Here is a 17,346-nt window from a genome sequence, read left to right as displayed (position 1 = left end):
AGGGCCCGCGCTTGACCCCGACCCCTACCCCAAACGACGCCATCACCACTGGCGTACCCAGCGATCGCCTCTGGTTGCGCTCCGAACTGATGGGCACCCAGGTGATAACCCGTGACACCGGCCGACGTCTTGGTGTGGTGGGTGAAGTGATCGTCGATATCGACCGCCGTGAAGTGGTGGCTGTGGGGCTGCGGGACAACCCCCTGACCCGTTTCCTGCCCGGCCTGCCGCGCTGGATGCCGCTGGACCGGATCCGTCAGGTGGGCGACGTGATCCTGGTGGATTCGGCCGACTCCCTGAGTGAGAACTTCAACCCTGAGCGCTACAGCCGGGTGATCAACTGCCAGGTGATCACCGAATCCGGCGAACAGCTGGGGCGGGTGCTCGGCTTTGCCTTCGACATCGAAACCGGCGAGCTCACCACCCTGGTGATGGGCGCCCTTGGCGTGCCCCTGCTGGGGGAAGGGGTGCTGAGCACCTGGGAAATGCCGGTGGAGGAGATCGTCAGCAGCGGGCCGGACCGAATCATTGTTTACGAGGGAGCCGAAGACAAGCTCAAACAGCTGAACAGCGGCGTTCTGGAAAAACTGGGCGTCGGTGGCCCCAGCTGGGAAGAGCAGGAGCGGGAGCGCTACCGGGTCAACCTGGTGCCCGTGGAAAATCAGCTCATCTCCGGACAACCCCAGGAGCAGGAGCAACGGCGTCTCCAGGCTTCAGAAGCCGAGCGGTTTGAGGCTGATGCAGAACTGGAATATGTGGAGCTGGAGGACCGGCGGCAGGAATCGATGCAGCAACGCCGTTACCTCGATGAGCCCCAGAGGTACGACGAGCAGCGCTACGCCGAACCTGCCCGCTACGACGAGCGGCCGGCTGAGCGAGCACAGACCTACAACGAGCCCTCACCCTTCGATCAGCAGCCTGCCTACGAGGAACAGCCCGCCTACGAGGAACAGCCTCCGCGGCGTGCCATGCCTGCCTCCCGTCGCGCGGTTCAGCAGTCGGGTGAACCCCTAGATGTGGAACCGATGGAGGATGCAGCGCCCCAGCGCCGGAGCCAGGATCTCGACGATCCCTGGTGATCGGGCCTGAGGCGCTGAACGGTGTTCAGGACCCCTTGAAGTTCAACGATGCGCTGTTGACGCAGTAACGCTGGCCCGTGGGGGCGGGACCATCCGGGAAGACGTGTCCGAGGTGGGCATCACATTGAGCGCAGTTGATTTCGGTGCGCACCATCCCGTGGGTCAGATCCTCTTTGGTGGTGATCGCCTCGGCACTCACACCGTCCCAGAAGCTGGGCCAACCCGTGCCTGAATCGAACTTGGTCTCAGAGCTGAACAGCGGCGCACCACAGCAGACGCAGTGGTACATCCCCGTGGCCTTGTTGTTCCAGTAAGCCCCGGTGAACGCCCGCTCGGTACCGCCGCAGCGAGCCACCTGGAACTGCTCCGGCGTCAGGGATTGCTTCCACTCCTCGGCGCTGCGTTCGACCGGATTGGACGGGGACATGGTCGTCGGAACCAGAGTGGGGCGCAGCCTAAGAAGCGTTGAGCTCTCGGGGAAGCAAACCCCTCACCTCGGCGGCCAATGCGGCCACCGCCCCGGGTTCTCCCCGCAACGCCTGGAGGTCCTGGCGCTGGCCCTCAAGCCGCTCGGGTGTGTTCAGCCAATCGCAGGCCTCCTTCGCAATCTCCTCCGGGGTGATCGCCCCCACCCGCTCCGGCACCACAGCACGGCCTGCACTGATGTTGGGCCAGGCCATCAACCCGTTGCTGCGCAAACGCCAGAGGGTCAATAGAACCCCGATCAGACGCCGCAGACCCGGCAGACGCGCCAGCAGCCCCAGCCCGCCGTCCCAAGCCTGCATCACCTCCAGGTGCTGGGTGGGAACAATCACGATCATCGGCACCGCAAGGGCGCCGAGTTCGGCCGTGTTGGCGCCGACAGTGGTCAGGGCCAGGGCGCACTGACTCAGGGGGCCATGGGCCGGATGCTGCTCCAGCAGAAGAATGCGTGTGCCCGCACCCGTCACCAACTCCGTCCCCAACTCCCCTTGCTCCACCGAAGCAACGGTGGCGCTGTAGCGGGCAGCAATCGGGTTGGATGCGCCGGCGAAACGCAGTAGTTCATCAACGCTGGTGGTGGGAGCCAGCGGCAGCAAAAAACGGCATCCGGGTTGCAATCGGGCCAAACGATCGGCGGTATCGAGCAGAAACGGCATGCCGACGCTCAACTTGGCCGGCTTCGACCCCGGCAACAGGGCCACCCACTGGCCCGCGGGGAGAGGCTCCTCGCGACGAGCGAAGGACGACAGATCCGCCATCAGATCACCGACCACGCGGCACCGGGGCTGGTAACGGATCGGCAGCTGGCGCCGCACCGCGTCCGACATCGCCGCAATCCGATCGTTCCAGCCCGGCCAACGCGCCACCCACTCGGCATAGGTGATGTGGCGGTAGCCGAGACGAGCCGAAAGCAGAACGGTCCAGAACTGATCACCGCCCAGGAACACCACCACACCCTTCTGCGGCCATGGGCCGTAGCGATGGGGACGCAGCAGCAGCGACCAGAAGCGGCCTGCCGGCACGATGCGGTCGAACAAACCCCAGGGCTCTGCGGCCGCCCGCTCTTGGCCCGTGGCATTGGGGCAGGGCACCAACACCAAATGCAACGACGCCGGCGCGCTCTGAGACCGGGGACGCAAGAGAAGGCTGGCGTGCAGCCGCTCCGCCAGGGGGCGAACCCAGGTGGTCATTTCACCGGGACCGTTCGAAACAAGAACAACGGCCGGTCCTGGTTCTGATGCGCGGGGACGGGCCAAAGAAAAAAAAATGCGGATGGCGAGACTTGAACTCGCAAGGCCGAAGCCACACGCCCCTCAAACGTGCGTGTCTACCAATTCCACCACATCCGCGTGGTCGACTTCACCGCTCGGGTGCTGTCGAGGTCAGATCATACCGGGCGGGGTCTTCGCTCCTCGGCAACTTCGGTCGGCGCTGATACGATCCGGCGTCAGGCCTGAACATGCTGCGGGATGCCCATCGGCAAAGTGCTGATCGCCAACCGCGGCGAGATTGCCCTCCGGATCATTCGAAGCTGCCGCGAGCTCGGCATCGCCACTGTGGCGGTGTACAGCTCGGTTGATAAGGACGCTCTGCACGTGCAGCTCGCCGATGAAGCGGTCTGCGTGGGCGAAGCCCTGAGCAGCAAGAGCTACCTCAACATTCCCAACATCCTGGCGGCCGCCACCTCCCGCAGTGCTGACGCCATCCACCCCGGCTACGGCTTCCTGGCGGAGAACGACAAGTTCGCCGAGATGTGCCGTGATCACGGCCTCACCTTCGTTGGGCCGTCCCCCCACGCGATTCGCTCGATGGGGGACAAGTCGACCGCCAAATCGACCATGCAATCGGTGGGTGTTCCCACGGTGCCCGGCAGCGAGGGTCTGCTCAGCAGCACCAGCCAGGCGGCCTCCCTGGCCGCGGAAATGGGCTATCCCGTGATGATCAAAGCCACCGCTGGCGGTGGTGGTCGCGGCATGCGCCTCGTACCGGACGCCAGTCAGCTGGAGAGCCTGTACAAAGCGGCCCAGGGGGAGGCGGAAGCCGCCTTCGGCAACCCCGGCCTCTACATGGAGAAATTCATCGATCGGCCCCGCCACGTGGAAGTGCAGGTGCTGGCCGACCGCCACGGCAACGTGGTTCACCTGGGTGAACGGGACTGCTCGATTCAGCGCCGTCACCAGAAACTGCTGGAAGAAGCCCCCAGCCCGGCCCTGGATCCCGACCTGCGCCGCCGCATGGGCGAAGCCGCCGTTGCTGCCGCCCGAAGCATCAATTACGAGGGCGCCGGAACGGTGGAATTCCTGCTTGATCGCAACGGCGGCTTCTACTTCATGGAGATGAACACCCGGATCCAGGTGGAGCATCCCGTAACTGAGATGGTGACGGGTGTGGATCTAATCGCTGAGCAGTTGCGCATCGCCGGTGGCGAACCCATCAGCGTGCGCCAGGAGGACATCCAGCTCACCGGCCATGCGATCGAATGCCGGATCAACGCTGAGGATGCCCGGCACAACTTCCGTCCCGCCCCCGGACGCATCACCGGATGGCTGCCCCCCGGCGGGCCGGGTGTGCGCGTCGACAGCCACGTTTACACGGGCTACGACATTCCGCCCTTCTACGACTCCTTGATCGGCAAGCTGATCGTTTGGGGCAAGGACCGCGACCACGCCATGACCCGGATGAAGCGGGCCCTGAATGAATGTGCCGTCACCGGGATCCCAACCACGGTGGAATTCCATCTGGAGATGCTGGATCGGCCGGAGTTCATCAACGGCGACGTGCACACCAAATTCGTGGAGCAGGAAATGCTGCCCTGAGCTCAGGCCACTGCCTGGGCGTGCATCAGGATTTGAGAAAGCAGCCCCTGCTGACCAACCAGCAACTCACGCACGAGGCTGATCAAGCCCACCCAGATCACCGGTGTGACGTCGACTCCACCGATCGGGGCGATCACGCGGCGGCTCAGCGAGAGCACAGGTTCCGTTGGCCATGCCACCAGGGGCCAAGCGCCCTTGCTCAGATCGACCTGGGGGTACCAGGTGAGCACGATGCGCAGCAGGAACGCCAAGGTCCAGGCCGCCAGCAGCAAGCCCAGAAGCAAATGGAGGACTGGCAGGGCCTGGAGCAGCAGCGGCGTCACAAAGCTCAAAGCAAATCGTCCCCTCATCGTAGAAAGACGGCATCGCTTCTTAAGATCGGCGCGGCTTTGATGCAGACAGCAGCAACCCCATGACACCCTCCCTCTCCAACTTCCTGAGCAGCCTCGTTTGGGGAGGTGTGATCGTCGTGATTCCTGCCACCATCGCCCTGATCCTGCTGAGCCAGACCGACCAGGTCGACCGCAAGCTCTGATCCGCCCCTGGCGCCCCTCGTAGACTGACTCTCAAGCGGGAGCAGAGCTTTGGTTAACGCCAGTCTCAATTGGGCCAGCATCGTCGGCATCGTTTTGGCCGTCGGCGGCGCTCTGCTCTATTTCATGCGGTCGTTCAAGCCCGCCCTGGCACGGGACTACGACGTGTTCTTTGCAGCCATTGGGCTGCTGTGCGGCGGCATCCTGTTCTTCCAGGGTTGGCGCCTCGACCCGATTCTTCAGTTCGGCCAATTCCTTTTGGCGGGAACCACCGTGTTCTTCGCCTACGAGAGCGTGCGACTGCGCGGCGTGGCCACGGAGCAGGCCCGGCGTTCCGCCTATTTCGATGACGAACCGGCGCCGGCCAGGGGCGGAAGCCCTGGGGGCCTACGGGGCGGCTGGGATGACGGCGGTTACGACCGTTTTGATGAGCCCCAGCCGGTGCGGCGGCGCTTCTCAGGCCGTGACGATGACGCCGAAGAAAGGCCGGAAGAGGAGTTCTACCGGCCGCGCCGCGCCAGCCGTGCCGCCATTCCCGAGGAAGCCGCCAGCCGTCGCTCCGCAGACCGTGATCAAGGCGATTCCGGCTGGGACCAAAACGACGAGCGCTCCCGCCGCATGGCTCGCTTCCGTGCCGGAGAAGCCCGGGATGAGCGACGCCCCGACTTTGGCTCCAGACGGTCGGATCGAGAGGAACAACGCCGCGGCAGCCGTCCCATGGGGCGGCCTGAGCGTCCTTCCGGCGAACGCGCTCCTTCAGGAGCCGAGGATGCCGCCTTCGCCCCCAGCCGCAGTTCAGCGCCGAGCAGTGCGGCCCCGAACCGGGGACGCCCCAGCACCAACCCGAACGCCGCGAGCGACTCCAGGCGATCCGCTGAGCCGCCCCTGGCGTCGAACCGGCCCAGCAGCAACCGCCAACCCCCCCGCAGCTCACGGCCCTCATCCGGCAGACCACGGGACAACAGCTCCCGCTTCGACGACTGAGCCAGTTGCCTCGTCCGCTGCTGATCCTGCTCGCCAGCCTGGCGCTGATGGGCTGCAACGGTCGTAGTGAACGGACCGGTGGTGGCTTGCTCGCCACCAGTCAGCAGGCCCCAGCCCTAAGTGGCAGTGGTGAGTGGCTGGCGGTCGTCAGCGATCGCGGCGGCCGACCCACGGTGCAGCTGCGCCGCCTGAGCGACGGATCGATTGTTTCCGTTCCCCAGCTGAGCCGACATCAGCCCCACAGCTCGCCCTCCCTGAGCTGGAACGGCCGTTACCTGGCAGCAATCACCGAGCGGGGGCGCCGCCGACTCGCGGTGGTGACCGACCGCCTGAACGGACGCATGCACCCCCTGCCGCTGCCGGGGGGGAGGGACCCGGTGCAGCTCAGCCTGGCGCCGGATGCCCAGCAGATCGCCCTGCAGGTGACGGATCAGGGGAGGTGGCGCGTGGAACTGCTGGATCTGAGTGATCTGCTCGAGCCGGACCGTCCTCCGGGACAGAGCCTCTCCACACCGGCGCTGTCGTCAGAGCCATGATCCGCGTCGCTCTGCTGTTCAGCCTGGTGTTGGTGAGCGGGTGCAGCAGCCCCAGGCCCACTCCTCGGCCCGACCTCAACGGCCTGCTGCGTCAATCAGTGAACAGCCGGCGGGATCCATCCCTGGGGGGACGCTGGCTGGCCAGCCTGGGCCAACACAATGGGCGGGAGCGGGTCGAACTGATCGACCTGCGCAGCCGCAGCCCCGTCCCGTTGCCGGGCCTCAACCGTGCTGATGCCCAACCGATCAGCGTCAGCGTCAGTGCCGATGGACAACGCCTGGCCGTGGTCCAGCAACGGGAGGACCGCACGGAACTGGTGCTCTACCGGCGCAACGTCGGGGCGACGCAACGGCTGCCCCTGGACCCACCGGGTGTACCCCGCAGCGTCAGCCTGGATGGCTCGGGCCGGCGGCTGGCGGTGCAGGTGAGCCGCAACGGACGCTGGGATGTGGATCTGATCCGCCTGCCCTGATCAGGGCAGCAGCCCCGCCCAGTGCAGAAAAGTGTCGCCGCTGAGCACCTCGATCAGCAGCACCGCCACAAAACCCACCATGGCGAAGCGGCCATTCACCCGCTCGGCATAGCCACTCCAGCCGAAGGCAGGCACGTCGTTGGTGGTGGCGGACGTCTCCGGAACGGACGTGGTGTCAGGGGTCTCGCTGGTGGAGGTCATCCGGCCGGTTCAAGAACGCCCGAAGTCATAGCTGGTCGCCGGGATCAGCCGCCAGTCGTGATCACCGCTGAGCTCCAGAACGGTGTCATGGAAGTCCTTCAGGGTTGGCCGGTGACCCACGCTGATGAACGCCACCTCCCGATCCCGCAACAGGGAATAAAGGCGGGATTCGGTCTCAACGTCCAGGGCACTGGTGGCTTCATCCAGCACCACGACCTTGGGCGAATTGAGCAGCAGCCGCGCAAAGGCCAGTCGCTGCTGTTCACCCAGAGAGAGCAGGCGCGGCCAGTCCTGCTTGATGTCGAGGTCGGGATAGCGCTGCAGAAGTTTGCCCAACATCACCTGAACCAAAACCGCCCGTAGCTGTTCATCGCTGAAACGGGCCTGATCGAGGGGATAACAAAGCTGTTCGCGCAGAGATCCCAGTGCCATGTAGGGCTTCTGGGGAATGAAAAGGAGATCGCCCTGCCCCGGGGAATAAACGGTGCCCGTCGGCGAGCCCCACAGGCCACTCACCACCCGCAGCAGAGACGTCTTGCCACAGCCGGAGGGTCCCACCACCAACAGCCCTTCAGCGTTGCCCAGGGAAAAACTGAGGTCGCGCACCAGCACGTTGTCGGTGCGCGGTGTTTTGACCGTCACCCCCTTCAGCGCCAGGTGCTCCGAGGGCACGATCCGCGGCACGTAATCACTCCACTCCTCCGGATCGAGGTTGGAGATGTTGGATTGAAATCCTTCCAGCCGGTTGATCGATGCCGAAAACCGGGCCAGGGCTTCGATGTTGTAGATGATGAAAAACAACGATCCCTCAACCAGGTTGTAGGCGACGTTCGCCTGGGCGAAGCCGCCGTAATCCATCTCACCGGCGAGAATCGGTGCCGCAAGGATCAGATAGGGGATGAAATTGCTGGCGTAAATGCTTGAGCGCTGCAGCACCCGCAGTAGCACTTCCCAGACAATCAGCAGATTGAAGTTTTCAACGACGGTGGCCAGGCGACGCGTCACCTCCTTCGCTTCCTGCTGCTCACCGGCGTAGAAGGCAATTGACTCGGCGTTGTCACGCACCCGTACGAGGCCATAGCGGTAATCCGCTTCAAAACGCAGTTGGAAATTGTTCAACCGCACCAACTTGCGGCCAGCCACAATCATCAGGACAGAAACCCCGGTTGCATAGGCCAGAAGGGCAAAGGTGAGCCCCTCACTCACCGAATAAAGGATGAGGATATTGAGGGAAAAGGTGAGGATCGAATCAAAAATATTCAGCGCAAAACCAAGGGCCTGTGCCGTGAAATCACGCACATCTTCGGAAATACGTTGATCGGGGTTATCAACATTGGTGGCCGCTTCATCATTGGGATTGAGCACGTAATAGGCCCGATCCCGCAGGTAATCGTCCACCAGGCTCAGCGACAACCATTCGCGCCAGAACAGCCCAAGTTTCTGGGTGAAATAAAACTGCAGGCTGCGAATTGGCAGTGCCACAGCAAAACAGGCGCCGTAGATCCAGAGGTTGCGATACGACGCATCGCCATCCCTGGCGATCAACGCATTGGTCAGATCCCTGGCGAGGAATGTGATGCCGGCGTTGATGCCGTTCACGCTCAACAGCATCAGGATGATCAGGCCGAGAAACAGCCAAGGCAACCAGCGGCGATGCCTGAGTTGGCCCCGCACGGAGGCAAACACCACAGCCCCCAGAACGAATAGGGCACTGATGCCCGCCCCCCATCCACGGGACCAGAGCATGGCCAGGGACGACTGGACGCCACCGAGGTACTGGCCGGACAACTCCGGAAACAGCCACGACAGGCCGTTCATCAATCCGGTAACCAGGAACAGCACGATCCCGGCCACACAGAAGAGCAGGCTCACCAGCAGTCCAAGGAACTGCCAGCCGTTGTCTTCGGTGTAGGGGAAGAAGTAGGGCTGCGAAAGCCGACGCAGCTTGGCGGCCTGATTGCGCAGGTTCTGAAGCTGGTGGGTCATGCCACTGCTGAACTGTGCTCAGTCTGGCTGTCGCCGCGCCGCTTCGCCGCTGACCTCAACCGGGAGGCCACGCCAGAGGACGTCCACCGATCACATGCACATGGAGGTGAAACACCGTCTGGCCAGCACCGGCGCCACTGTTGATCACCGTGCGGAAATCGTCCAGACCCTCCTGTTTGGCCACGCGGGCAGCCACCAGCAAGAGGTGGCCCAGCAGGGCCGCATCCTCAGCAGCACCGGAGCGCAAGCTCTCGATCGGCTTGCGCGGAATCACCAGCACATGAACGGGGGCCTGGGGCGCGACATCGCGAAAGGCCAGGCACTGCTCATCGCTGTAGACCTCATCGCACGGGATCTCGCCACGAAGGATCTTCCCGAAGATCGTGTCGTTTGCCATGGGCCTTGAAAAGAGGGAACAGCCGGACCGGTATGACAGCAGGGGCATGAATCTCCTGCGTCACCCTCCACAGAATGCTGGCACGTTGTCTCAGTGCATCCCTGCAAGGTCTGGAGGCCAGACCAGTGGTGGTGGAAGTGGATCTTGCCCCGGGCCTGCCGGGCGTTCAGCTGGTGGGTCTGCCGGACAAGGCCATTCAGGAATCACGGGAGCGGGTCCGATCCGCCCTGCGCAACAGCGGCTGGAACGGCGCTCCGCCAAGGAGGTGGCATCGGTGCTGAAGCAGCCCAGCCCAACGCAAGCTGCAGCGTCCTGGTGCACCCCCGCACAAATTGAACGAGCCCGGCAGCGGATGCAGAGGCGCAATCCGGGTGGAGACAGCAACGGGCGGCTGTCGGCAGCAGCGCTGCGGCGGACCGGAGCCATCGAGGCTGCGGCACTCGAGCTCTGGGAACAGCTGATCAACCAGCGTGGGCTGAGCACGCGCAGCGGCCTTCAACTGTTGCGCGTGGCGCGCACCATTGCCGATCTCAACGACCGGGCCAGCGTCGATCGAAACGCCGTGGCGGAAGCGAGTTGCTTCCGCTGCACTGATCTGCTCAAGCAGCCTGGTGCTCAGTAGTCGCGGGCTCGCTTGTCGGGCGTGTCCCGGTAGGGCTGGGTGCCGATCGGCGGGGGCTGGAGATGGCGGTCGTTGAACGAACCCAGGGCATGGGTCATCGCTTCACCGAACCACTGGAACCACTGAACAACCGTTGTTTTCATCACATCCTCCGGGGTCTGTCTTCAGTGTGAAATCACTGACAGAGGACGACAACAGGTGTTTTCACCGGTTCTGGGCTAGCTCAGTAGGACGGAGCTACGGAACTCTCACTCTGTTCAGTCTCAGCCGGCTCGCTGGCTGGGCTGGAACCGGCCACTGGCGCACTGTCCCGATAGACATAGATATGGCCGAGGCTCTTCTTGCCGTAGGCCCGTCGCTTCAAGGTCCAGCCCGGCTCAAGCTTGAGCTGAACGAATCCGCTGGCGGCACCACCGGCCCGGGCCACGAGCATGGTGGGCTGGGAGGGATTCTTGGTGGGCGTGGCCAGCAATTCAATATCCCGACCGGTGTTCACCACGCTGAGCCGGTAGCGGGTGCCGAGGTCGTCACCATCGATCCGCAGGGAGTAGCCATTGCCATCGATGTAGCGGTTGCAGACCCCGCTGAAATCAAACGTGGACAACAAGGGATCGACCATGGCCGGTGATCCCGCAGCCACAGCGAAACAGGGGCGTTTTGTGGTGCGCTGCTCGTAGATGTTCAACTGAGAACGCTCGCCCTGGCCAATCGGGGCCGACACCAAAACGAAATTGCTCAACTCCACGGGCACCGCCGTGAACAGCGAACCCTGGGCCAGGGCCACCGGTGCAGAGGTCGCTGCGAGAGCGAGGCCGGCAGCGGCCATGGTTCGAAAACGTGCCATCACGTCCATGGAGGAACTGAGCGGATCGTAAAAGTGATGCCTGAATCGGTCGCCCCCGATCAGGCCGGTTTGTTCAGGCGTATGGCAAACAGAAGGGTCCCCACGGTTCCAGGGGCCGCCAGGGCCAGGATCCAGCTAGTGGTTTTGACCCCGAGATCAGGATCGCCGTAGGCCAGTTCAAACACACAACCGGTGCTGGCGATACCCAGAACACAGGCGAGGGCCAGGAAGACGCCGGCCAGGGGTTTCATCGGCATAACTCAGGCGACGCTCCGCACATCTTGGCGCTCGAAGCCCTTCTCCTTCAGCTCCTTCTGCAGACCGTCTTCATCAGTGACGCGATCGACAAACAACACGCCATTGAGATGATCCATCTCGTGCTGAATGCAACGGGCCATCAGGCCATCGGCCTTCATCTTCCTGGGCCGACCCATCTCATCGCGGAAGCTCAGTTCAATCGCGGTGGGGCGCACTACATCGAGATACACCCCAGGGATGCTGAGACAGCCCTCTTCATAGGTGTCGAGCCCGGCGCTGGCCGCCGTGATCTCCGGATTGATCAGCACCAAGGGCGGCGTGGCGGCATTCTCCAAATCCAGATCAATCACCAGGAGCTGCTGGTGAATCCCCACCTGAGGAGCCGCCAGGCCAATGCCCTTGGCGGTGTACATGCTGCGCAGCATGTCGCGGGCCAGCTCCCGCACCTGCTCATTCACCTTGCCGATGCGGCGCGCAGGCTGCCGCAACACCTCATCGCCCAGGGTGTGAATCTCCAGCGGCGGGGTTTCCAGGGCCGTCTTGGGCACCAGCATCGTGTCCCGCGACTTATCGGCCTGACGGGCCAACTCTGCAAAGCTTCCTGCCAAGACCAACGCCTCGTTGATTCAGCATGCTAAGCGGCCTTAATCAGACGTTATGGGAGCCGCTCCGTTATCCGCGCAACATGCCGTCGGCCGTTTGCCGGGTCTCAAGGAACCGGCCCTGGTCAGTGGCCCCGATGCAACGCTGTGGCTGATCTGGCTGGAACAGCGGCCCCAGGAGCGCGGCCGCACCACTGCGTTGATCCGGCGTTTTGGTGATTCCGAAGCAGAACCACAGGAGCTGACGCCGGCCCCCAGCAATCTGCGCAGCCGCGTGCATGACTACGGCGGCGGCGTACTCGCCACCTCGATGGAGCAGGACAGGCTGATCCTGGCCTGGATCGAGTGCGGCTGCCTCTGGCGTCAGGACTGGCGCCTGCCGCAGACAGGCCCCCAGCAACTCACCCCCCTGGCTGCACCCCAACGGCTCAGCCGGGAAGGGGACTGGGAGCTGGCGGATGGCGTGCTCGATCTGCCCAGGCAGCGCTGGATCGGCATCCGTGAAATCGAGGGCCGTGACGAGCTGGTGAGCCTGGCGCTGAACGCTACGGATCAGACCCCGCTGCTGCTGCACCAGCCGACGGACTTTGCCGGCTATGGCTGCCTAAGCCCCGATGGCCAGCGTTTCGCCTGGGTGGAGTGGCAGCAACCTGCCATGCCCTGGGACAGCAGCCGTCTCTGGTGCGCGGAGTTCAACGACACGGGCGGGCTGGTCGAGACCCGTCAGCTGGCCGGAGGCGATGGCATCTCGGTGTTTCAACCCCAATGGCTGCCCGACGGGCAGTTGCTTGTGGCGGAGGACAGCTCCGGTTGGTGGAACCTGATGCTCCAGCCCAGTGCCGACGCCGCCTGGAGGAGGCCCTGGCCGATGGCTGCCGAAACGGCCATGCCCCAGTGGATCTATGGGATGAGCACCACGGCCTGGGATGGCGAGCAGCTGATCGCCGCCGTCTGCAGCCGCGGGGCCTGGTCGTTGCAACGGCTCAGCCTGGATGGAACGGTGCAGCCGTTGCCGCAACCGTTTGATGACCTTGCGGGATTGAGCGCATGCAACGGCCGCGCCGTGGCCGTGGCCAGCAACAGCACCAGCGTGGCCGGGCTGCTGGAAATCGATTTGCGGCCGGCCACCCCGATCTGGAGCCACAGCCCCGCCATCACGTCACCGTTGTCGGTTGAGGCGATCAGCGTGGCCGAACCGTTGTGGTTCAACGGGCACCAGGGTGAACGCACCCATGCCTGGTACTACCCCCCGAGCGGCAAACCACCAGGGCCTGCGCCACTGCTGGTGAAAAGCCACAGCGGGCCAACAGCCATGGCTCGCCGCGGCCTCAGCCTGGCGATTCAGTACTGGACCTCCCGGGGTTGGGGCGTGGTGGATGTGAATTACGGCGGCTCAACGGGGTTTGGCCGGGACTACCGGGAGCGCCTCAACGGGGGCTGGGGCCTGGTGGATGTGGCCGACTGCGCCGCCGCAGCACAGGCCCTGATCGAGACCGGTCGCGCCGATCCCGGCCAGATCGCCATCGAAGGTGGCAGTGCCGGCGGCTTCACCACCCTGGCGGCGCTGTGCTTCACCGAAGTGTTCAGGGCCGGCGCCTGCCGCTATGCGGTGTGTGATCTCACAGCCATGGCCGAAGACACCCACAGATTTGAAGCGCGTTATGTCGATGGCCTGGTGGGGGAATGGCCCGCAGCGCGGGCTTTGTATGAGCAACGGTCGCCACTGCTGCATGCCGACCAAATCCGCTGTCCGGTGCTGTTCTTCCAGGGTTTGCAAGACAAAGTGGTGCCGCCGGAACAGACCGAACGCATGGCAGAGGCCCTGCGCAACAACGGCATCCCGGTGGAGGTGCGGCTGTTCGAGGAGGAAGGCCACGGATTCCGCAACCAAGCCACCCAGATCGAGGTGCTCGAGCAAACCGAGGCCTTTTTCAGGCGGGAATTGGGGCTAACAGACGGTTACAAAGCACACAACCCCGTTCAGCAGATGTGATCGGTTGAGCGAGCAACCAGCAGGAACCATCAACCTGTGCTCCACGGAACCCATGAAAAAGCGGTAAGCCTGAAAAGCTGACGGCTGTCTCTACAGCACCGACGCGGATCCTGCGTTATCGCGGCAACAGCTATGCCAGCCCTGAACCGATCAACGCGGCTCCCCGTCCCGGCGCACGCTCCTACCGCTGGGTGAAGTACGCCATCGACTCCAACAAGGTTGTTCCACTGCGTCAACGCAAGGCCGCAGCAAGCAACGATCAGCTGGCGGCCTGAGCCAGCTCAGCTGTGCTCGCGCAGAAAAGCGACCGTGGAAGCGAGCTCTTCGCTAAAGCGGTCGATCTCTTCAAAAGTGGTGGTGAAGCTCAGACTGGCCCGCGCTGAAGCCGTCACGTCATACATGCGGTGCAAGGGCTGACAGCAGTGGTGACCACTGCGGATGCAGATCCCGGACGCATCGATCAGAGCGGCAATGTCGTTGGCATGCACTCCATCCACAAGGAATGTGGCGAGGGCACCTCGCTCGGGCTGCTGATCCGGCGTCGGCCCCAGGACCCTCACACCATCAATGGCCTGCAACCGGGTGAACAGATGCCGGGTGAGCTGAGCCTCCCAGGCCTGAATCGCCTCCAGACTCACCGCCTGCAGGTAGCGAATCGCGGCACCCATGCCCACCGCCTCGCCAATGGCAGGGGTGCCCGCTTCGAACTTGTGGGGCAACACCGCCCAGGTGCTGTGGTCCAGGAAAACGTCCTGAATCATCTCCCCGCCGCCCAAAAAGGGAGGCATCGCCTCCAGAAGCGACTCCCGCGCCCAGAGGAAACCCATGCCGGTGGGGCCACAGAGCTTGTGGGAGGAGCCAACAAGAAAGTCGGCGTCTATGGCCGCCACATCAATCGGCTTGTGGGCCAGGCTCTGGCAGGCATCCACGAGCACACAGGCGCCAACGGCATGGGCTGCGGGGATCACCTGATCCAAGGGATTGCAGCAACCGAGGGAATTGCTGATGTGCACCAGGCTCACCAGTCGGGTGCGCTCGTTGAGCTGGGCCCTGAAATCCTCCAGATCCAGCTCACCGGATTCGGTGATGCCCACATGGCGAAGCACGCAGCCGGTGCGCTGCGCCAACAGCTGCCAGGGCACCAGGTTGCTGTGGTGCTCCATCACCGTGAGGAGAATTTCGTCCCCCTCCTTGAGGCTGGCGTCCCCCCAGGTGCGCGCCACCAGATTGATGGCTTCGCTGGCATTGCGGGTGAAGACAATCTCGCGAGAACTGGCCGCACCCACGAAGGCCGCCGTCGTGCTGCGGGCCGCCTCAAAGGCATCGGTGGCACGGGCACTGAGCTGGTGCGCACCGCGATGCACGTTGGCGTTGTCGCAGCTGTAGTACTGCTGCAGCGCTTCGAGCACCTGACGGGGCTTCTGACTGGTGGCAGCGTGATCGAGATAGATCAGCGGGCGGCCATCCGGAGCCAGCTGCTCGAGAATCGGGAAATCAGCACGATATCGAGACGATAAATCCACGAAATCAGCACTGGATCGTGCTTCGGCGATCGTCATGGGGCGAGGCTCTCCATCACGCGCTCCAGGGGGCGCCACGCCTGCGCGGCAGCAGGTAGCTGGGCGATCACCTCCTGGCAAGCCCCGCGCAGCAGCAGCGCCGTTGCATCCGCCGCAGCGATGCCCCGGCTCTGGAGGTAGAACAGCTCATCGTCCTGAAGCTGCGACACGGTGGCGCCGTGAGCGCAGCGCACATCGTCCGCCACGATCTCCAGCTCGGGCTTGGTGTCCACCCGGGCCCGGTCAGACAGCAGCAGGTTGCGGCTCAATTGGGCGGCGTTGGTGCGCTGAGCATCGCGGGGAACACTGATGGCGCCGTTAAAAATTGCGTGAGACTGGCCGCCTGCCAGGCATTTCTGCAACTGATCCAGCTCCCCCTCCGGCCCGTCGAAGCACACCGCGGTGTGGGTAGCCAGCTGCTGCTCGGCGCCGGTGACGGCCAGACCTTTAAGCACGGTCTCTGCCTGGCCATCCACCTGCACCACCCGGGGCTCCACCCGTCCCAGATTCCAGCCCTGAACCACAGAAGTGAGGGCATAGGAGCTGCGGGGCTCCTGCTCCACAGCCAAATGGGCCATCAGCGATGACGCGCCATCCGCCGTCGCCAGCACGCCATGGCGCAGTTGGGCCTCCTGCCCCAGATGCACTTCCAGCACATGGCTGTGGGCCGACGCCCCCTCAGCCAGCAGCACCTGCATCAACTCAAGCTCAGCTTTTTCCTCCAACAGCAGCAGCACCCGCGTGGCGTTCAACCCCGCACCCGCCGCCAACACCAGCTCCAAGGGGCCAACCCGTCCCCGCACCCTGAGGGCCAGGATCTGTTGGGCTTTGGCATGGTTGAACTCCACGGGCCAGACCTGGGCACAACCGCAGCGATCAAGGGTGTGGCCAAGGGCTTGCTCCAGCTCTTCGGCATTCAGCGCCGTGATTCCTTCCGGAAGCACCTGGCCGGCCAGGGGATCATCAAAACCATTGAGCACCAGACGGGTCACCCCGTCCAGGCTGGCCGGCAAAGATGTGGACAGTGGCGAGGCACTGGCCGGCAATTCGGAGACCGCCGCAAGCCGTTTGAGGTCGGTGAGGCGCCAGGGCTCCTGGCGGCGATTGGGCAGACCAAGCTGTTCAAGCGCGGCTCGACCGCGCTCCTGCACTGGCGCCAGCACACTGCTCGCCATGGTCAAGCGGCTCCTTGAGCGGCCAGCTCCTGATCCACCCAGTCGTATCCCGTCCGCTCCAGCTCAAGGGCCAGCTCCCGTCCACCGGTGCGCAGGATCCGGCCTGCCGCCATCACATGCACATAGTCCGGGGTGATCTCGTCGAGAAGACGTTGGTAGTGGGTGATCAGCAGCGTGGCGTTGTCTTCCGTCGCCAGCTGGTTCACACCACCGGCCACGATGCGCAGGGCATCGATATCAAGGCCGGAATCGGTTTCGTCCAGGATCGCTACCACGGGCTCAAGCAGCGCCATCTGGAGAATCTCGTTGCGCTTTTTCTCGCCCCCGGAGAAGCCTTCATTCACGCTGCGCTCAAGGAAGGCAGGGTCCATCTGCACCACCTTGAGCTTGTCGTGCACGTGATCCTCGAAGGCAAAGGTGTCGAGCTCCTCTTCCCCCTGTTTTTCCCGCCGGGCATTGGTGGATACCCGCAGGAATTCCAGGTTGCTGACACCAGGGATTTCAACGGGGTACTGAAATCCGAGGAACACCCCCAGACGGGCACGCTCTTCAGGCTCCAGCTCAAACAGATCCTGGCCGCGATAACGAACGCTGCCGCCCGTGACCCGGTAGGCCGGATGCCCGGCCAACACCTTGGAGAGCGTGCTCTTGCCACTGCCGTTGCGACCCATCACGGCATGGACTTCACCAGCCTTCACCTGCAGATTGACACCCTTGAGGATGGGCTTGTCCTCGACGGAGGCATGCAGGTCTTGAATGTCGAGCAGCAGCTCAGCGTCAGGGCGAATCACGGAAGGCGTCGTTA

The 17,346-nt window shown here is 63.9% G+C and carries 21 protein-coding genes, 1 tRNA gene and 1 pseudogene; 9 read left to right on the top strand and 14 right to left on the bottom strand.

Going from position 1 to position 17,346, the window contains the following annotated elements:
• The first annotated feature begins 11 nt into the window (after nucleotides 1–11).
• Nucleotides 12–1,079, top strand: a complete 1,068-nt coding sequence (locus DXY03_RS04615; protein ID WP_371637661.1) for a PRC-barrel domain-containing protein — start codon at nucleotides 12–14, stop codon at nucleotides 1,077–1,079.
• A 25-nt stretch (nucleotides 1,080–1,104) separates the two neighbouring features.
• Here the strand turns inward: DXY03_RS04615 and msrB are convergent, their stop codons facing one another.
• The 3 genes from msrB to DXY03_RS04600 form a co-directional block, all read right to left on the bottom strand.
• Nucleotides 1,105–1,506, bottom strand: coding sequence for a peptide-methionine (R)-S-oxide reductase MsrB (gene msrB, locus DXY03_RS04610; protein ID WP_115009368.1), 402 nt, complete (start codon nucleotides 1,504–1,506; stop codon nucleotides 1,105–1,107).
• Between the two features lie 28 nt (nucleotides 1,507–1,534).
• Nucleotides 1,535–2,752 (bottom strand): glycosyl transferase, encoded by a 1,218-nt coding sequence (locus DXY03_RS04605; RefSeq protein WP_244272313.1) that lies wholly within the window; start codon nucleotides 2,750–2,752, stop codon nucleotides 1,535–1,537.
• Between the two features lie 77 nt (nucleotides 2,753–2,829).
• Nucleotides 2,830–2,911: transfer RNA gene (locus DXY03_RS04600), tRNA-Leu, on the bottom strand.
• Between the two features lie 120 nt (nucleotides 2,912–3,031).
• Here DXY03_RS04600 and accC point away from each other — a divergent pair.
• On the top strand, nucleotides 3,032–4,378 hold the full coding sequence (gene accC, locus DXY03_RS04595) for an acetyl-CoA carboxylase biotin carboxylase subunit (RefSeq protein WP_115009366.1): 1,347 nt from the start codon (nucleotides 3,032–3,034) through the stop codon (nucleotides 4,376–4,378).
• 2 nt (nucleotides 4,379–4,380) lie between these two features.
• On the opposite strand, the gene DXY03_RS04590 is transcribed toward accC, so the two are convergent.
• Complete coding sequence (locus DXY03_RS04590; RefSeq protein ID WP_244272311.1) at nucleotides 4,381–4,701, bottom strand: YggT family protein; 321 nt, start codon at nucleotides 4,699–4,701, stop codon at nucleotides 4,381–4,383.
• 89 nt (nucleotides 4,702–4,790) lie between these two features.
• Between DXY03_RS04590 and psbX the strand changes: the two genes are divergently transcribed.
• The 4 genes from psbX to DXY03_RS04570 are packed head-to-tail and all read left to right on the top strand — an operon-like array spanning nucleotide 4,791 to nucleotide 6,904.
• The gene (psbX, locus tag DXY03_RS04585; RefSeq protein WP_115009364.1) at nucleotides 4,791–4,913 is read left to right on the top strand and encodes a photosystem II reaction center X protein; all 123 of its coding nucleotides are present in this window, start codon (nucleotides 4,791–4,793) and stop codon (nucleotides 4,911–4,913) included.
• 49 nt (nucleotides 4,914–4,962) lie between these two features.
• On the top strand, nucleotides 4,963–5,895 hold the full coding sequence (locus DXY03_RS04580) for a Ycf66 family protein (RefSeq protein WP_115009363.1): 933 nt from the start codon (nucleotides 4,963–4,965) through the stop codon (nucleotides 5,893–5,895).
• Between the two features lie 5 nt (nucleotides 5,896–5,900).
• The gene (locus DXY03_RS04575; protein ID WP_115009362.1) at nucleotides 5,901–6,431 is read left to right on the top strand and encodes a hypothetical protein; all 531 of its coding nucleotides are present in this window, start codon (nucleotides 5,901–5,903) and stop codon (nucleotides 6,429–6,431) included.
• A complete protein-coding gene (locus DXY03_RS04570) occupies nucleotides 6,428–6,904 on the top strand; it encodes a hypothetical protein (RefSeq protein WP_115009361.1) in 477 nt (158 codons plus the stop codon). Before DXY03_RS04575 ends, DXY03_RS04570 begins: the two co-directional genes overlap by 4 nt.
• On the opposite strand, the gene DXY03_RS04565 is transcribed toward DXY03_RS04570, so the two are convergent.
• Genes DXY03_RS04565 through DXY03_RS04555 form a run of 3 tightly spaced genes read right to left on the bottom strand, consistent with a single transcriptional unit; the run spans nucleotide 6,905 to nucleotide 9,488 of the window.
• A complete protein-coding gene (locus tag DXY03_RS04565; RefSeq protein ID WP_114988677.1) occupies nucleotides 6,905–7,105 on the bottom strand; it encodes a chlorophyll a/b-binding protein in 201 nt (66 codons plus the stop codon). It abuts the gene before it with no gap.
• Between the two features lie 9 nt (nucleotides 7,106–7,114).
• Nucleotides 7,115–9,091: an ABC transporter ATP-binding protein/permease gene (locus DXY03_RS04560; RefSeq protein WP_115009360.1), complete on the bottom strand. Its 1,977-nt coding sequence runs from the start codon at nucleotides 9,089–9,091 to the stop codon at nucleotides 7,115–7,117.
• A 55-nt stretch (nucleotides 9,092–9,146) separates the two neighbouring features.
• The gene (locus DXY03_RS04555) at nucleotides 9,147–9,488 is read right to left on the bottom strand and encodes a histidine triad nucleotide-binding protein (RefSeq protein WP_115009359.1); all 342 of its coding nucleotides are present in this window, start codon (nucleotides 9,486–9,488) and stop codon (nucleotides 9,147–9,149) included.
• A gap of 74 nt (nucleotides 9,489–9,562) precedes the next feature.
• Here DXY03_RS04555 and DXY03_RS04550 point away from each other — a divergent pair.
• Both DXY03_RS04550 and DXY03_RS04545 read left to right on the top strand, forming a co-directional pair.
• A pseudogene (locus DXY03_RS04550) lies at nucleotides 9,563–9,739 on the top strand (magnesium chelatase domain-containing protein); the annotation flags it as partial.
• A gap of 14 nt (nucleotides 9,740–9,753) precedes the next feature.
• Entirely contained in the window at nucleotides 9,754–10,110 is a 357-nt protein-coding gene (locus tag DXY03_RS04545) for a hypothetical protein (RefSeq protein ID WP_256377236.1), read from the top strand.
• On the opposite strand, the gene DXY03_RS12205 is transcribed toward DXY03_RS04545, so the two are convergent.
• The 4 genes from DXY03_RS12205 to def all read right to left on the bottom strand — a co-directional run bounded on the left by DXY03_RS12205 (nucleotide 10,104) and on the right by def (nucleotide 11,820).
• Nucleotides 10,104–10,253: a hypothetical protein gene (locus DXY03_RS12205; RefSeq protein ID WP_006851286.1), complete on the bottom strand. Its 150-nt coding sequence runs from the start codon at nucleotides 10,251–10,253 to the stop codon at nucleotides 10,104–10,106. The two genes, DXY03_RS04545 and DXY03_RS12205, sit on opposite strands and share 7 nt — an antisense overlap.
• An 80-nt stretch (nucleotides 10,254–10,333) precedes the next feature.
• Nucleotides 10,334–10,963 carry a DUF3747 domain-containing protein gene (locus DXY03_RS04540; protein ID WP_115009357.1) on the bottom strand — a complete coding sequence of 210 codons (630 nt, stop codon included), beginning with the start codon at nucleotides 10,961–10,963 and terminating at the stop codon, nucleotides 10,334–10,336.
• Between the two features lie 50 nt (nucleotides 10,964–11,013).
• Nucleotides 11,014–11,211, bottom strand: a complete 198-nt coding sequence (locus tag DXY03_RS04535; protein WP_006850702.1) for a hypothetical protein — start codon at nucleotides 11,209–11,211, stop codon at nucleotides 11,014–11,016.
• A gap of 3 nt (nucleotides 11,212–11,214) precedes the next feature.
• Nucleotides 11,215–11,820, bottom strand: a complete 606-nt coding sequence (gene def / locus DXY03_RS04530) for a peptide deformylase (RefSeq protein WP_115009393.1) — start codon at nucleotides 11,818–11,820, stop codon at nucleotides 11,215–11,217.
• A 49-nt stretch (nucleotides 11,821–11,869) separates the two neighbouring features.
• Here def and DXY03_RS04525 point away from each other — a divergent pair, with 49 nt between their 5' ends.
• Nucleotides 11,870–13,807 carry a prolyl oligopeptidase family serine peptidase gene (locus DXY03_RS04525; protein ID WP_115009356.1) on the top strand — a complete coding sequence of 646 codons (1,938 nt, stop codon included), beginning with the start codon at nucleotides 11,870–11,872 and terminating at the stop codon, nucleotides 13,805–13,807.
• A gap of 281 nt (nucleotides 13,808–14,088) precedes the next feature.
• Here the strand turns inward: DXY03_RS04525 and DXY03_RS04515 are convergent, their stop codons facing one another.
• The 3 genes from DXY03_RS04515 to sufC are packed head-to-tail and all read right to left on the bottom strand — an operon-like array spanning nucleotide 14,089 to nucleotide 17,332.
• Nucleotides 14,089–15,366 (bottom strand): SufS family cysteine desulfurase, encoded by a 1,278-nt coding sequence (locus tag DXY03_RS04515; protein ID WP_115009354.1) that lies wholly within the window; start codon nucleotides 15,364–15,366, stop codon nucleotides 14,089–14,091.
• On the bottom strand, nucleotides 15,363–16,541 hold the full coding sequence (gene sufD / locus DXY03_RS04510; RefSeq protein ID WP_115009353.1) for a Fe-S cluster assembly protein SufD: 1,179 nt from the start codon (nucleotides 16,539–16,541) through the stop codon (nucleotides 15,363–15,365). Before sufD ends, DXY03_RS04515 begins: the two co-directional genes overlap by 4 nt.
• Before the next feature lie 2 nt (nucleotides 16,542–16,543).
• Nucleotides 16,544–17,332, bottom strand: coding sequence for a Fe-S cluster assembly ATPase SufC (gene sufC / locus DXY03_RS04505; RefSeq protein ID WP_115009352.1), 789 nt, complete (start codon nucleotides 17,330–17,332; stop codon nucleotides 16,544–16,546).
• Nucleotides 17,333–17,346: the final 14 nt, after the last annotated feature.

The organism is Synechococcus sp. N5, from assembly GCF_900473925.1.
Taxonomy (GTDB): Bacteria; Cyanobacteriota; Cyanobacteriia; order PCC-6307; family Cyanobiaceae; genus Parasynechococcus.
Note: the sequence above shows the minus strand (reverse complement) of the source record. Positions and strands in the feature narration are given on the sequence as shown.

What these genes read in the sequence shown, in the direction of transcription:
- msrB (WP_115009368.1), bottom strand. Translation starts at nt 1,506, where the DNA reads ATGTCCCCGTCCAATCCGGTCGAACGCAGCGCCGAGGAGTGGAAGCAA.
- DXY03_RS04605 (WP_244272313.1), bottom strand. Translation starts at nt 2,752, where the DNA reads ATGACCACCTGGGTTCGCCCCCTGGCGGAGCGGCTGCACGCCAGCCTT.
- accC (WP_115009366.1), top strand. Translation starts at nt 3,032, where the DNA reads ATGCCCATCGGCAAAGTGCTGATCGCCAACCGCGGCGAGATTGCCCTC.
- psbX (WP_115009364.1), top strand. Translation starts at nt 4,791, where the DNA reads ATGACACCCTCCCTCTCCAACTTCCTGAGCAGCCTCGTTTGGGGAGGT.
- DXY03_RS04570 (WP_115009361.1), top strand. Translation starts at nt 6,428, where the DNA reads ATGATCCGCGTCGCTCTGCTGTTCAGCCTGGTGTTGGTGAGCGGGTGC.
- DXY03_RS04565 (WP_114988677.1), bottom strand. Translation starts at nt 7,105, where the DNA reads ATGACCTCCACCAGCGAGACCCCTGACACCACGTCCGTTCCGGAGACG.
- DXY03_RS04560 (WP_115009360.1), bottom strand. Translation starts at nt 9,091, where the DNA reads ATGACCCACCAGCTTCAGAACCTGCGCAATCAGGCCGCCAAGCTGCGT.
- DXY03_RS04555 (WP_115009359.1), bottom strand. Translation starts at nt 9,488, where the DNA reads ATGGCAAACGACACGATCTTCGGGAAGATCCTTCGTGGCGAGATCCCG.
- DXY03_RS12205 (WP_006851286.1), bottom strand. Translation starts at nt 10,253, where the DNA reads ATGAAAACAACGGTTGTTCAGTGGTTCCAGTGGTTCGGTGAAGCGATG.
- DXY03_RS04540 (WP_115009357.1), bottom strand. Translation starts at nt 10,963, where the DNA reads ATGGACGTGATGGCACGTTTTCGAACCATGGCCGCTGCCGGCCTCGCT.
- DXY03_RS04535 (WP_006850702.1), bottom strand. Translation starts at nt 11,211, where the DNA reads ATGCCGATGAAACCCCTGGCCGGCGTCTTCCTGGCCCTCGCCTGTGTT.
- DXY03_RS04525 (WP_115009356.1), top strand. Translation starts at nt 11,870, where the DNA reads ATGGGAGCCGCTCCGTTATCCGCGCAACATGCCGTCGGCCGTTTGCCG.
- DXY03_RS04515 (WP_115009354.1), bottom strand. Translation starts at nt 15,366, where the DNA reads ATGACGATCGCCGAAGCACGATCCAGTGCTGATTTCGTGGATTTATCG.
- sufD (WP_115009353.1), bottom strand. Translation starts at nt 16,541, where the DNA reads ATGGCGAGCAGTGTGCTGGCGCCAGTGCAGGAGCGCGGTCGAGCCGCG.